This is a genomic window from Luteimonas sp. TWI662 (assembly GCF_039673825.1).
GTDB lineage: Bacteria > Pseudomonadota > Gammaproteobacteria > Xanthomonadales > Xanthomonadaceae > Luteimonas.
This window is the reverse complement of the sequence record NZ_JBDJMI010000006.1, coordinates 18,126-31,356: the sequence shown is the minus strand read 5'-3', so window position 1 is coordinate 31,356 and position 13,231 is coordinate 18,126. Positions and strand designations below refer to the sequence as shown.

The 13,231-nt window shown below is 71.8% G+C and carries 11 protein-coding genes; 8 read left to right on the top strand and 3 right to left on the bottom strand.

Translation table 11 applies throughout. From position 1 onward, the window contains the following. The first annotated feature begins 65 nt into the window (after positions 1-65). Entirely contained in the window at positions 66-917 is an 852-nt protein-coding gene (locus ABE488_RS06295) for a pirin family protein (protein ID WP_346447529.1), read from the top strand. A 22-nt stretch (positions 918-939) separates the two neighbouring features. Here ABE488_RS06295 and ABE488_RS06290 read toward each other — a convergent pair whose 3' ends face one another. Next, positions 940-1,389: a hypothetical protein gene (locus ABE488_RS06290; RefSeq protein WP_346442341.1), complete on the bottom strand. Its 450-nt coding sequence runs from the start codon at positions 1,387-1,389 to the stop codon at positions 940-942. A gap of 183 nt (positions 1,390-1,572) precedes the next feature. Beyond that, positions 1,573-2,079 carry a DNA-deoxyinosine glycosylase gene (locus ABE488_RS06285; protein ID WP_346447528.1) on the bottom strand — a complete coding sequence of 169 codons (507 nt, stop codon included), beginning with the start codon at positions 2,077-2,079 and terminating at the stop codon, positions 1,573-1,575. A 148-nt stretch (positions 2,080-2,227) separates the two neighbouring features. On the opposite strand from ABE488_RS06285, the gene ABE488_RS06280 reads away from it, so the two are divergent. The 7 genes from ABE488_RS06280 (at position 2,228) to lpxK (ending at position 11,217) form a co-directional block, all read left to right on the top strand. Then, on the top strand, positions 2,228-3,670 hold the full coding sequence (locus ABE488_RS06280; protein ID WP_346447527.1) for a TIGR02594 family protein: 1,443 nt from the start codon (positions 2,228-2,230) through the stop codon (positions 3,668-3,670). A 277-nt stretch (positions 3,671-3,947) separates the two neighbouring features. Next, entirely contained in the window at positions 3,948-4,655 is a 708-nt protein-coding gene (locus ABE488_RS06275) for a DUF4431 domain-containing protein (RefSeq protein ID WP_346447526.1), read from the top strand. 185 nt (positions 4,656-4,840) lie between these two features. Beyond that, on the top strand, positions 4,841-7,279 hold the full coding sequence (locus tag ABE488_RS06270; RefSeq protein WP_346447525.1) for a DNA internalization-related competence protein ComEC/Rec2: 2,439 nt from the start codon (positions 4,841-4,843) through the stop codon (positions 7,277-7,279). A gap of 59 nt (positions 7,280-7,338) precedes the next feature. Next, positions 7,339-7,980 carry a MotA/TolQ/ExbB proton channel family protein gene (locus ABE488_RS06265; protein WP_346447592.1) on the top strand — a complete coding sequence of 214 codons (642 nt, stop codon included), beginning with the start codon at positions 7,339-7,341 and terminating at the stop codon, positions 7,978-7,980. 3 nt (positions 7,981-7,983) lie between these two features. Further along, on the top strand, positions 7,984-8,436 hold the full coding sequence (locus ABE488_RS06260; protein ID WP_346442346.1) for a biopolymer transporter ExbD: 453 nt from the start codon (positions 7,984-7,986) through the stop codon (positions 8,434-8,436). 4 nt (positions 8,437-8,440) lie between these two features. After that, complete coding sequence (msbA, locus tag ABE488_RS06255; RefSeq protein WP_346442347.1) at positions 8,441-10,231, top strand: lipid A export permease/ATP-binding protein MsbA; 1,791 nt, start codon at positions 8,441-8,443, stop codon at positions 10,229-10,231. After that, positions 10,228-11,217, top strand: a complete 990-nt coding sequence (lpxK, locus tag ABE488_RS06250; RefSeq protein WP_346442348.1) for a tetraacyldisaccharide 4'-kinase — start codon at positions 10,228-10,230, stop codon at positions 11,215-11,217. Before msbA ends, lpxK begins: the two co-directional genes overlap by 4 nt. Before the next feature lie 24 nt (positions 11,218-11,241). On the opposite strand, the gene ABE488_RS06245 is transcribed toward lpxK, so the two are convergent. Next, positions 11,242-12,873 (bottom strand): FMN-binding glutamate synthase family protein, encoded by a 1,632-nt coding sequence (locus ABE488_RS06245; protein ID WP_346442349.1) that lies wholly within the window; start codon positions 12,871-12,873, stop codon positions 11,242-11,244. Positions 12,874-13,231 lie beyond the last annotated feature (358 nt).

Genomic DNA, 13,231 nt, shown 5'->3' with positions numbered 1-13,231 from the left:
CGCGCCGATGGAATTGGCCTGTCGCACCCGCATCGTGTGCATTCCGACCCTGACCGGAGTTCCCGATGACTGCCTCCCAGACTGCCCGCGTCGTGCGCACCGTGCGCGGCATGCCCGCCAGCGACGGTGCCGGCGTCAAGCTCACCCGCGTCATCGGCACGCCGCAGTTGCCCGATCTCGATCCGTTCCTGATGCTCGACGAGTTCGGCACCGATCGCGCCGAGGATTACCTGGCCGGCTTCCCTGAGCACCCGCACCGCGGCTTCGAGACCGTGACCTACATGCTCGACGGGCGCATGCGCCACCGCGACAACCACGGCAACGAGGGCCTGCTGGTCCCCGGCAGCGTGCAGTGGATGACCGCCGGGCGCGGCGTGGTGCATTCGGAGATGCCCGAGCAGCAGGCCGGACGGATGCGCGGCTTCCAGTTGTGGGTGAACCTGCCCGCGCGCGAGAAGATGACCGCGCCGCGCTACCAGGAGTTCGCGCCCGAGCGGCTGCCGGTGGTCGAGCCTGCGCCCGGCGTGACGGTCAAGCTCATCGCCGGCAGCGTGGACGGCACCGCTGGCCCGATCGCGCAGCCGGCGACCGAGCCGCTGTATCTGGACATCGCGCTGGCGCCGGGCAGCGCCTGGGCGTTCGACCTGCCCGAAGGTCACAACGTCTTCGCCTACGTCTACGAAGGCCAGACGACGGTGGGCGAGGGCGAACAGATGCGCCCGCTCGCCGCGCAGGAGCTGGGCGTGCTCGGCGGCGGCGCGCGGCTGCAACTGCGCGCCGGTGAGGACGGCGCAAAGCTGATCGTCGTGGGCGGTCGTCCGCTGCGCGAGCCGGTGGCCCGCCACGGCCCATTCGTGATGAACACCCGCGAAGAACTGATGCAGGCCTTCGTGGATTTCCAGGAGGGCCGGTTCTAAAGCCGGCTCCAGGCACGCCCCCTCAGTTGCCGAGGCGCACGTCGGCGAATTCCAACTGTTCGACCTGGCGCAGCGTGCGTGCCAGCTGCGCCGGGTCGTCGGCCCGCACGATGATGTGCGCGTAGTCGCCCGAGGCCAGCTCCAGCAGCGTCTCGCGCACGATGGCGCTGGTCAGGTCGTTCTGCGGTGCGTGCCACCACGCCGACAGCCCGTCGATGCGGATCGGTTGGCCGATCCGTTCGCCCCGGCGCGGCTGGAAGGTCGGCGTGCGTCCGATCGCCACAGCGAACGGCTGACGCTGGGTGTCGAACTCGATCGCGCGGCAGAACACGAAATCGTCGCTCTCCTGCACGATCCACTGCACGTTGGCGATGACCGGCAACTGCGGACAGGCGCTGGTGGTCTCGGCCTGCGCGGCGCTGGCGCCGCAACCTAATGCGCCAAGCAACGCCAGCGTTCGGATGCGATGCATCATTGGCTCCCTGTGTGACTTGAACAGACCATAGCGCAGGGCCCGGCGAGCGCGTATGGGAAACGAAGAGAACGCGCTTGGGAAAGCGCCGCGTCCGCGGATCGGAGAGCTGCGCGTGTGCCGGCGATCCGCATCGCGGCAGTCGCGCTCTCGCGTTGGCGACGGGCGCGCGCCCACGGCCGGTCAGGCGTCGCACAGGCCGATGCGCCAGGCGGCGAGCTTGGCGTCGAACCGCAGCGCCGCATGCGCCGGGCTCGTCGAGGGCAGCCGCGCCAAGTCCGGGACGCGCGGCAGTGCCGGCAGCACGTGGCGACGGAACAGGGTCTGCGCGGCGCTGCCGTTGAAGCGGATGCGGTCGATGCCAGGATGGGCCGCCAGCAGGCCGGCAATGTCGTTGGCGACGACGCTGCCGGCCTCGATCCGGGCATCCAGGCTGCCCGGCCGCACGCATTCGCCAGCGACGTCCCACAAAGCGATCCCTGCCTGTTGCAGGCGCGCCAGCCGCTGCGCGTAGGGCAGTTCGGGTCCGGCGTCGAACAGCGCGCCCATGATCGGCCAGAACAGGTTGCGCGGATGCGCGTAGTAGCGACTGGCCTCCAACGAGGCCACGCCCGGCATGCTGCCGAGCACCAGCGCGCGTGCGCCGGGGCCGACGACGGGAGCGAAGCTGCGGAGCACGGGATCTGGCATCGGTGTGGAACTGAGGCGGGGCCCGCATGCTGCCATGCCTGCAATGACGCCTGCGCTCCTGGGGTCGACCCGGGCTGGGGTCGGCCCCGGATTGTGCCGGCTGCGCGGGTCGCCGAGGGTGGTGCTATCGCGTTGCGAGCCTGCCGCCATGGTCAATGCCGTCTCATCGCTTTCCAGCCACGCCAACCGCAGTGCCGGCAGCGACTACGCCGTCCGTCCGGGCGACACGCTCTCGGCCATCGCGCAGCAGCACGGTGTCAGCGTCGATGCGCTGCTCGCCGCCAATCCCCAGGTCCGCGATCCGGATCGGATCGCCGGCGGCCAGACACTGTCGATTCCCGAACCGGTCGCCGGGACTGCGGCACCGGCGGCGCATGCCAGCTCCGAGCCGTTGTCGAGCGTGCACCCGAGCATCCGCGCGCAGTTGCCGGCGGCCAACGACGGCGGCGCTGACTGGATGACCATCGCCGAGCGCGAGCTCGGACAGGCCGAGGTCTCGGGGACGCGCGCGAACCCGCGGATCATGGAATACCACGCCGCGTCCGGCTTCTGGGGCAAGGACGACAGCGGCCGCGACAACGCCTGGTGCGGCTCGTTCGTCGCCTTCGTGATGAAGGCGGCGGGCCATCCGATCGCCAACGAGGCCTACCGCGCACGCGAGTGGGCGAACTGGGGCGACGCGGTGCCGCGCGCCGAGATCCAGCGCGGCGACGTGGTCGTGTTCCCGAACCATGTCGGCTTCGTCGACCGGGTCGAGGGCGACACCGTGCACCTGCTCGGCGGCAATCAGAGCAATGCGGTCAACGTGGCCCCGTACGACCTGGGCAACGCGATCGCGATCCGCCGCCCCAGCGGTGCGCCGGTCGCGCCGCCGTCGACGCCGGACACGCCGGGTTCCGCGCCCGATCCATCGCCGGCCCCGCGCGGTGGGCAGGTCACGGTGGTCGCCGGCGACACCCTGTCGGGGATCGCCGGCCGGCATGGCGTCGGCCTGCCGGCGCTGCTGCAGGCCAATCCGCACCTGGCGGCGAACCCGGACCTCATCCATCCCGGGCAGTTCGTCCGGGTGCCCAGCGGAGGGGCGTCCACGCCGTCCACGTCCACCGCGTCCGGCCCGGATGCCACGGCGGCGACGGGCGAGGGCGGCGCGCGCGCCCGCGCGCAAGGGCGCGATACCGTCATCACGCACGCCGACGGTTCGGTCGAGACCCGCAGCGGCGGCACGCTGGCCTGGCGCAACCACAATCCAGGCAACATCCGCGCCGGCGATTTCGCTAATGCCCATGGCGCCCTGGGCACAGGGCCGGGCGGATTTGCGGTTTTCCCCGATCGTGCCACCGGCGAACGCGCCATCGGCGCGCTGCTGCAGGGGGCGAGCTATCGCGATCTGAGCATCAACAACGCGATCCATCGCTACGCACCGCCGGTGGAGAACGACACCAACGCCTACCAGCGCACCATCGAACGCCTGACCGGGCTCGACAGTGGCCGCAGCATCGCCAGCCTGTCGGCCGCCGAACTGGCGCGCGTGGTCGGCGCGATCCAGGTGGTCGAGGGCTGGCAGGAAGGCCACGTGACCCGCACGCCATGACGGCGCGGCACGCGTTGCCGGCCGCAGTCCGGCCGGTGCGTGCGGCGCACAGCTGTGGGGATCTGGCGCGCCGGCGCGCCGGCCTCTAGGCTGGGCCATCGCCCGGTTCGGACCCTGCCGCATGGCCGTTCGCAACTGCAGATTCGCCTGGATGCTGGCCCTGGCCGGGCTCGTGGCCTGCGGGCCGCAACCGGCAGCGCCGGCCCAGGCGCCACCTGTGCCGCCAGGAGCCGAGGCCGCAGCGGCTGTCGCGTCAGCACCAGCGCCCGCAGCGCCTGTGCGCTATCGCCTCGAGCCCGAAGTGTCGGTCGTCACCGGCCGGGTGGCGATGCGCGAGGAGCGGGGCCCGCCGGACTTCGGTGAATCGCCGGACGATCCGGTGGTGCGGGTGCCGGTGCTGCAGTTGGACGCGCCGATCGAGGTCGAGGACGGCGCCACGATGCGGCGAGTGGACGCGTTGCAACTCGCCGGCAGCGGCGCTGCCGGACTCCGGCCCGGCTGCCGACGTGTGCGCGGCACGTTGTTCCCCGCCGAGACCGGGCATCACTACACCGAGGTGCTGATCCAGGTGGCCGACAGCGCCCCCTCGGACGTCTGCCTGCCCGCCGGTGAAGACACAGCGGCTTGCCTGGAGGGCCCGTTCGACACCGCGTGGCCGGCATTCCGAGACGCGCTGGCCCGGCGCGACTGTGCCGCCCTGGTCGATCACGCCCGGCTCCCGCTGCGCGCGCCGGGCCTGTTGGACGACGATCCGGTGCAGACCCTCGACCGCGCCGCGCTGCTGGCGGCGTGCCCGGCCTGGCTCGACGACGATGCCGGCCTGCCGAGGGCCTCGCGTCCGCTCGCCGATTACGCGGCCTCGCCCGACAGCGCAACACCGAACTGGCGGATCGCGCCTGGCGTCGACGATCAGGCACGCGTCGGCGCGCTGGTGTTCGCCCGCGAGGCGGGCTGCTGGCGCTGGACGGCGTACTACCGGCAGTAGCCTCGCAGGGCCGGGGCGGGGCGCGGCGAAGCCGGTGCCGCCCTCCGGCCGGACCGGTCAGTGCCGGCCCCCTGTGCGCACGGGCTCGGACGCGGCGATTCCCGACCCCCGGGTGCGCAGTCGCCGGACTGCGAGAGGCCGCGCCACGCTGCAGGCTGTCGTCAGGACAGTGCAGGACGCGCGCGATGGAACAGGACGAGGCTGCGGTCGCCGGGCCGCATGGAGGCGCCGGCGACAGTGACAGCAGTGGCGGTGGAACGGGCCGAATCGAGGTCGGCGCGACGGGTCCGTCGGCAGCAACGTTCGGCACCGCGACCGCCGCGGCGCTGGTGCTCGGCGCGACCGTCTGTCTCGCGTTGCCGGCGCTGCTGCCGATGTGGGTGCTGTGGGGCCTGCTCGCGCTCGGGGCGGTGGCCTGGGCCCTCGGGGGTGTGGCGCTGCGCGTGGCAGGCGCGGGCGTCCTTGGCCTTGCCCTGTGCGGATTGCAGGCGACGCACGCGCTCTCGCTGCAGTGGCCGGCCGCGATGGCGCGCAGCGACGTCGTGGTGTCGGGGCGCCTGGTCGGCCTGCCGGTGCACGAGGCGCAACGGACCTGGTTCGAGTTCCGGGTCGACGCCGATGCGGGGCCTGCGGCGTTGCGCGGCCGGCTGCTGCGGTTGTCGTGGTTCGATGCCCGCGACGCGGCCCCGGACCCGCGCCGGCTGGCGCTCGAACCCGGCGACCGCTGGCGCTTCACCGCGCGCATCCGCGCGCCACGCGGCCTGCGCAATCCCGGCTGGATCGACAGCGAGAAGCACGCGATGGCGCGGCGCGTGACCGCCGCGGGCTACCTGCGCACCGGCGAGCCGATGACGCGGCTCGAAGCGACCGGCGGCATGGACCGCTGGCGGCATCGCACCGCCGAGCGGATCGAGCGGGTGGTCGACGGGGACGCCGCGCGCTTTGTCCGGGCGCTGGCGGTCGGCGATACGCGCGGCCTTGGCGAACTCGACTGGGAAGCGCTGCGCGCCACCGGCCTGACCCACCTGATCGCGATATCGGGCTTCCACGTCGGCATGGTCGGCGGTGCGTTCGCATTGCTGGCGGCCGCGGTGTGGTGGTGTCTGCCGTCGCTGGGGCGCCTGCTGCCCCGGCCGCAGGCGGCGGCGCTGGTCGCGCTGGCCGCTGCCAGCCTCTATGCCGCGGCGGCCGGTTGGGAGCTGCCGACCGTGCGCACGGTGTTGATGATCGCGGTCGCCGTCGTCGCCCGGCTGGTGCGCCGTCGGCTGCGCATCGCCGATGCCCTGGCCTATGCCGCGACCGCCGTCGTGTTGGTCGATCCGATGGCGGTGCTGTCGGCGGGTTTCTGGCTCAGCTTCGCCGGCGTTGCCTGGCTGGTGTGGTGTCTGCCCGACGCGCGCGCCCTGTCGGCGGTGCGGGGGCTGCTGGCCTCGCAGTGGGTGGCGACGCTCGGGCTGTTGCCGCTGACCGCGGCTCTGTTCGGCCAGGCGTCGCTGGCCGGTCCGTTGGCCAACCTGGTCGCGATTCCCTGGTGGAGCCTGGTCGTGGTGCCGCTTTCGGTGCTGGGCACCGGCCTGGAAGCGCTGCATGCCGGCGCCGGGGACTGGGCCTGGCGGCTGGCGGCGTGGGCGTTCGCGCCGAGTTGGCGGCTGTTCGACTGGCTCGCGGCCGCGCCGTTCGCACTGTGGTGGCTGCCGGCCCCGCACCGGCTCGCGCTGCCCCTGGCGCTGCTGGCTGCGTTCTGGCTGCTGCTGCCGCGCGGCGTGCCGGGCAAGGGGCTCGCCGCGCTGTTGTGGCTGCCGTTGCTGTGGCCGGACCGGGACTTGCCCGGCGTCGGCGAGGCCGAGCTGGTGGTGCTCGATGTCGGCCAGGGGCTGGCGGTGCTGATCCGCACTGCCAGCCACACGGTGCTCTACGACACCGGGCCGGCGATGCCCGATGGCTACGATGCCGGCGAACGGGTCGTGGTGCCGGCACTGCACGCCCTGGGGGTGCGCCGGCTCGACGCGATCGTGGTCAGCCATGGCGATGCCGACCACGCCGGGGGCCTGGATGCGGTGCAGCGGCGTTTCGCCGCGCCGGTGGTGTTCGCGCCGCAATGGGACCGGGTACCGGGGGCTTCGCCGTGTCTGATGGGCGTGGCCTGGCGCGCCGATGGCGTCGTGTTCCGCTTTCTGCATCCGGATCTGTATTTCCCACCGTTCCGCAATCCGTCCAGCTGCGTGCTGCGCGTGGAGACCGCCTATGGCACGGCGCTGCTGCCCGGGGACATCGATACGCTCGTGGAGCGGCTGCTGGTGCACCGCGACGCCGAAGCGCTGGCGGCGGACGTCGTGGTCGCCGCGCATCACGGCAGCAGCGGGTCGTCGGATCCGGCGTTCGTGGCCGCGACCGGGGCGGGGCATGCGCTGATGTCGGCCGGCCACGGCAACCGGTTCGGCCATCCACATGCCCAGGCGCTCGCGCGCTGGACGCACGGGGGGGCTGCCACGCCGGGCACGGCCGAGGCCGGCGCGCTGCGGGTGCGCCTGGGGCAGGGCGAGGTCCGCGTGGCCGGCGAGCGCACCCGGACGCCGCGGCTCTGGGACGCGGCCCGCCGCAGCGAGCGCGGCGCCGGGGGCTGAGTCGCGCTACGTTATCCTAGTCGCCCGAGTGGACCGGCGCCGTGGCCGAAGGGGTTTGCGTGCTCGAACTGGTGAAGGCCGGCGGCTGGCCGATGATGCCGCTGCTGCTGCTGTCGGCGTTCGCGCTGGCAATCATCGTCGAGCGCTTCTGGGCCCTGCGTCGCCGCGCGGTGCTGCCGCCCGGGCTGGGCGAGGAAGTCCGGGCCTGGGCTGCGCGCGGCGCGCTCGACCCGACGCACATCGCCTCGCTGCGCGCGACCGCGCCGCTGGGCGCATTGCTGGCGGCGGCGCTCGACGTCCGTGACCGGCCGCGCGATGAGATCCGCGAGCGCGTCGAGGACGTCGGCCGCCATGTCGCCTTCGCGATGGAGCGCCATCTCAACGCGCTGGGCACGATCGCCGCGGCCGGCCCGCTGTTGGGCTTGTTCGGCACGGTGGTGGGCATGATCCAGATGTTCCTGGGGGTGATGGACCACGGCATCGGCGATGTCGACCAGCTCGCCGGCGGCATCGGCAAGGCGCTGGTGTGCGCGGCGACGGGCATGATCGTCGCGGTGCCGGCGCTGATGTTCCATCGGCATTTCCGCGCGCGGATCGACGGCTACATCGTGGCGATGGAGCACGAGGCGATCCTGCTGATGGACGCGATCGACCCGCGCACGGCGCGCCGCCCGCCTTCCGTCGCGCCGGGGCGGGGCTGAGCGATGCGCATCCGCGACCGGCGCGCGCGCGACGAGCCCGAGATCAACCTCGTGCCGTTGATCGACGTGATCTTGGTGCTGATCATCTTCTTCGTGATCACCACCACGTTCGACGCGCGCTCGGTGCTCAAGCTCGAGTTGCCGCAGGCCACCGGCGAGCGCAACGACGCCCGGGGCGATACGCTGACGCTGCTGATCAATGCCGATGGCCGCTACTTCGTCCAGGACCGCGAGGCGCTGCGCACCGATGTCGACGCGCTCAAGCGCACGATCGTCGAGGTCGCCGGCGACGACCGCGAGCGCGTGGTGCTGCTGCGCGCCGACGCCCGCACCCCCTGGCAGGCGGTCGTCACCGCCTACGATGCGCTCGGCCAGTTGGGCTTCACCCGCATCGCCAACGCGACCGCGCCGCAGACGGCCGGACGCGTTGCCGAGCCCGCTTCACAGGAACGTTGACGTCATGGCTTCTCCCCCCCAAGGCGCGACACGCGCCGATCGCGCCTGGCCGGTCTACCGCCGGCTGCTGACTTTCGCCGGCGCCTATCGCGGCCTGCTGTCGGTCGCGCTGGTCGGCATGCTGATCGAGGCCGCCGCCGGCGGCGCCTTCACCAAGATGATGGAACCGATCATCGACGAGACGTTCGTGTCGGCCAATGCCGGCGTGAACCTCTGGTTGCCGGCGGCGATCATCGCGCTGTTCGTGGTCCGTGGCCTGGCCGGCTACCTGGCCGACTACAACATGGCCAAGTCCGGGCGCGGCATTGCGCGGGATCTGCGCGTGCGCGTGCTCGCCAAGTACCTCGGGCTGCCGGGCATGCGCTTCGATGCCGAGCCGGTGCCGTCGATGCTGGTCCGACTGGGCTCGGACAGCGACCAGGTCTCGCAGGCCGCGATCGACGCGGCCAAGGTGATGCTGCAGCAGTCGCTGCAGATCATCGCTTCGCTGATCGTGATGCTGATGACCAGTTGGCAGGTCACGCTGACCATCCTGGCGATCGCGCCCCCGTTGTCGTGGATCATGGGCAAGGTCGCGCGCCGCTACCGCCGCGTCAGCCACAGCATCCAGGACAGCGCCGCGATGCTGATGCAGACCGCCGATCAGTCGCTGAGCAACCAGCAGGAAGTGAAGATCTACGGCGCCCAGGCCGCGGAGAACGCGCGCTATGCGGAGGTCGCCGAGCGGCACATGCGGCTCAATCTCAAGGTCGAGGCGACGCGCGCGATCTCCTCGGGCGTGGTCCAGCTGATGGGCTCGATCGGTCTGGCGTTGCTGCTCTTGATCGCCGGCTATGAAGCCTCGCAGGGCCGGCTGACCGCAGGCGGCTTCGTCGCGTTGATGATCGCAATGATGGCGATCATCCCCGCGCTCAAGCAGCTGACCAACGTGCAGAACATGCTCCAGCGCGGGGTGGCGTCGGCCGAGCGTTTGTTCGAGATCCTCGATGCGCCCGACGAGCACGACCCGGGCGTGCGGCCGCTGGCGCGCGCGCGCGGCGAGATCGAGTTCCGCCACGTCGGCGCGCGCTATCCGGGGCAGGCCGAGCCGGCGCTGGAGGATGTGAGCTTCGTCGCGCGTCCGGGCACCGTCACCGCGATCGTCGGCCGCTCGGGCAGCGGCAAGTCGACGCTGATCAAACTGCTGCCGCGCTTCTACGAACACGAGACCGGCGAGATCCTGCTCGACGGCCATCCGCTGGAGGACTACCGGCTGGCCGACGTGCGCCGGCAGATCGCGCTGGTCGGCCAGCAGGTGATGCTGTTCGACGACACCGTCGCAGCCAATGTCGCCTATGGCGAGATGGCGGGCGCGCCGATCGCCGCGCTCGAGGGGGCGATCCGCGGCGCAAACGCGATGGAGTTCGTCGACAAGCTGCCCGGCAGGCTCGAGAGCGGCATCGGCAGTCGCGGCGGCCGTCTGTCGGGCGGCCAGCGGCAGCGCCTGGCGATCGCCCGCGCGATGCTCAAGGACGCACCGATCCTGATCCTCGACGAGGCGACCGCGGCGCTGGACGCCGAATCCGAGCGCCTGGTGCAGGACGCGCTCGAGCACCTGATGCCCGACCGCACCACGCTGGTCATCGCCCATCGGCTGGCGACGATCGAGCATGCCGATCAGGTGCTGGTGCTCGATCATGGCCGGCTGGTCGAGCACGGCACCCATCGCGAACTGCTCGCGCGCGGCGGCCTGTACGCGCATCTGCATCGCATGCAGTTCCGCGAGCCCGAGCCGTCGGCGGAGCAGGGCGCGTGAAGGCACCGGACTACTGGTTCGACGGCAGCCGCCCACCGTTGCACGCGCGCTTGCTCGCCCGCGTGTACGCCCGCGCCAGTGCTTGGCGACGCGCGTGGCTGCGCACCCGCAAGGTCGCGCGGCCGGTGCTGGTGATCGGCAACCTGATCGCCGGTGGCAGCGGCAAGACGCCGTTGACGATCGCGATCGTCGAGCGGCTGCAGGCCGCGGGCTGGACGCCCGGCGTCGCCAGCCGCGGCTACGGCCGCGACGAGGCGGGGACACCGCGCTGGGTCGAGCCGGTCAGCGACCCGCGCTGGTCGGGCGATGAGCCGGTGCTGATCGCTGCCCGCACCGGGGCGAAGGTCCGCGTCGACGCCGACCGGGTCGCGGCCGCCAAAGCGCTGATCAAAGCGGGCTGCGACATCGTGGTCTGCGACGACGGCCTGCAGCATTACCGCCTGCAGCGCGACGTCGAGATCGAGGTGATCGATGGCCGCCGCCGTTACGGCAACGGCGCCCTGATCCCGGCCGGACCGCTGCGCGAGCCGGCCGAGCGCGGCGCACGCTGCGATTTTCGCGTGCTCAACACCGGCATGGACGACAGCCTCGAGCCTGGTTTCGGCGAGTGGCCGATGCGGCTGGAGACCGCGCACGCGCTGCCACTGGCCGGCGGGCGGGCGCGGCCGTTGTCGGCCTTCGCCGGGCAGCGCGTGCATGCGGTCGCCGGCATCGGCGATCCCGAACGCTTCTTCGACACGCTGCGCCGCCAGCGCATCGCCGTAGTGCCGCATGCGTTCGCCGATCACCATCGCTACACGCCCGAGGACCTGCGCTTCGGCAGCGACCTGCCGGTGCTGATGACCGAGAAGGACGCGGTCAAGTGCATGCGGTTCGCCGGCGAGCGGCATTACAGCGTGCCGGTCGCCGCGCGGCTGCCCGAAGCGTTTTGGATCGCATTGCTCGACCGTCTCGAGGCGGTCCGCAGCCCGGCCGGCAAGGCTTGAACGCGGCGCGGGCCGCAGCGCCGGTCAGGAGGCGCGCTTGACCGCGGCCATCGCGCGCGCGCGCTCGGGCGGCGCGAAGCTGTCGGCGCGCGCCACCGGCCAGAACGTCCGGAACACCGCGTGCTCGGGCACGCCGGTCAGCAATTCGCCGGGCTCCAGGAACCGGTAGAGCGCGGCCAGCGAGCGGACCTCGGTCGGCGTGACCCGGCGCAGGATGTGCTCCGGCCCGATCTGCATCGGGTGCTCGAGCCCGGCCGCGCCGAGCATGTCGCGCAGCCCGCGCAAGGTGTTCTGGTGGAAATGGAACACGCGTTCGGCCTTGTCGGGCACGTCGAGCAGGCGCCAGCGACGCGGGTCCTGGGTCGCCACGCCGGTCGGGCAGCGGTCGTTGTGGCAACTGCGCGACTGGATGCAGCCGAGCGCGAACATGAAGCCGCGGCCGGCATTGCACCAGTCCGCGCCCATCGCCAGTTGCCGGGCGATGTCGAAGCCGCTGGTGATCTTGCCCGCCGCGGCGACCCGGATGCGTTCGCGCAGCCCGATGCCCACCAGGGTGTTGTGCACCAGCATCAGGGCCTCCTGCAGCGGCAGGCCGACGTGGTTGATGAACTCCGACGGCGCGGCGCCGGTGCCGCCTTCGGCACCGTCGACGACGATGAAGTCGGGCAGGATGCCGCTTTCGAGCATCGCCTTGGCGATGCCGAACCATTCCCAGGGATGGCCGATCGCCAGCTTGAAGCCCACTGGCTTGCCGTCCGACAGCGTCCGCAGCCGCGCGACGAAGTCCAGCAGTCCGCGCGGGGTGGAAAACGTCGAATGCGCCGCCGGCGATTCGCAATCGATCCCGACCGGGATACCGCGGGTCTGGGCGATCTCGGGCGTGACCTTGGCGCCGGGCAGCAGCCCGCCGTGTCCCGGCTTGGCGCCTTGCGAGAGCTTGATCTCGATCATCTTGACCTGCGCCTCGGCGGCGTGCCGGGCGAAGCGCGCCTCGTTGAAGCGGCCCTGCTCGTCGCGGCAGCCGAAGTAGCCCGAGCCGATCTCCCAGACCAGATCGCCGCCGTGCTCGCGGTGGTAAGGCGAGATCGCGCCTTCGCCGGTGTCGTGATAAAAGCCGCCGCGCTGCGCCCCGAGGTTCAACGCCCGGATCGCATTGGCCGACAGCGAACCGAAGCTCATCGCCGAGATGTTGAACACGCTGGCGGCGTAGGGCTGCGCGCTTTCCTCGCCGACCGGGATGCGGAAATCGTGCGATGGGGCATGTGCGGGCACCAGCGAATGGTTGATCCATTCGTACTGTGTGCCGTACATCGGCAGTTCGCTGCCGAATGGCACCACGTCGCTGACGTTCTTGGCGCGCTGGTAGACCAACGCGCGCTGCTGGCGCGAGAACGGCACTTCGTCCTGGTCGTCCTCGATGAAGTACTGGCGGATCTCGGGTCGGAAGGACTCCAGGCCGTAGCGGAAATGCGCGGTCAGCGGATAGAGCCGGCGTAACGTCGCCCGGCGCTGCAGCAGGTCCAGCGTGCCCAGGCACGCCAGCGCGAGGAACACCGCCGCCGCGACCGCCCAACCGCCCGAACGCAAGGTCCATGCGCAGACCAGTGCGACGATCGTCATCAGGACCGAGACGCCATATGTCAGGTAACGAATCATCCGACTCCTTCGTGCGGCCCGGCCGATGCCGATCCCGATGCGGATAGCCATGGTAGGAGAGGGCGCGACCGGCCGGCCACCCCGGATCTGAACGGTTCGCCGACCCGGCGATGACTTCACGGCGGATTGGCGTCGCCTTGCCTAGGCTGACGCCACATTCCCAGAACGTTTCGACCCCCAATGCACCGCGCCGTCCCCCAAGCCCAGCATCAGGTCATCCTCGCCGAACTGGCGCGCGCGACCCGGGCCGGACATCCGGATGCGGATTGGCATGAAGTCGAGCCGATGATGCGTCAGGTCTGGGAGTCGGCCACGCGCGGCGCGAGCTGGGAACAGGTGCGGCCGCAGGCCGCCACGC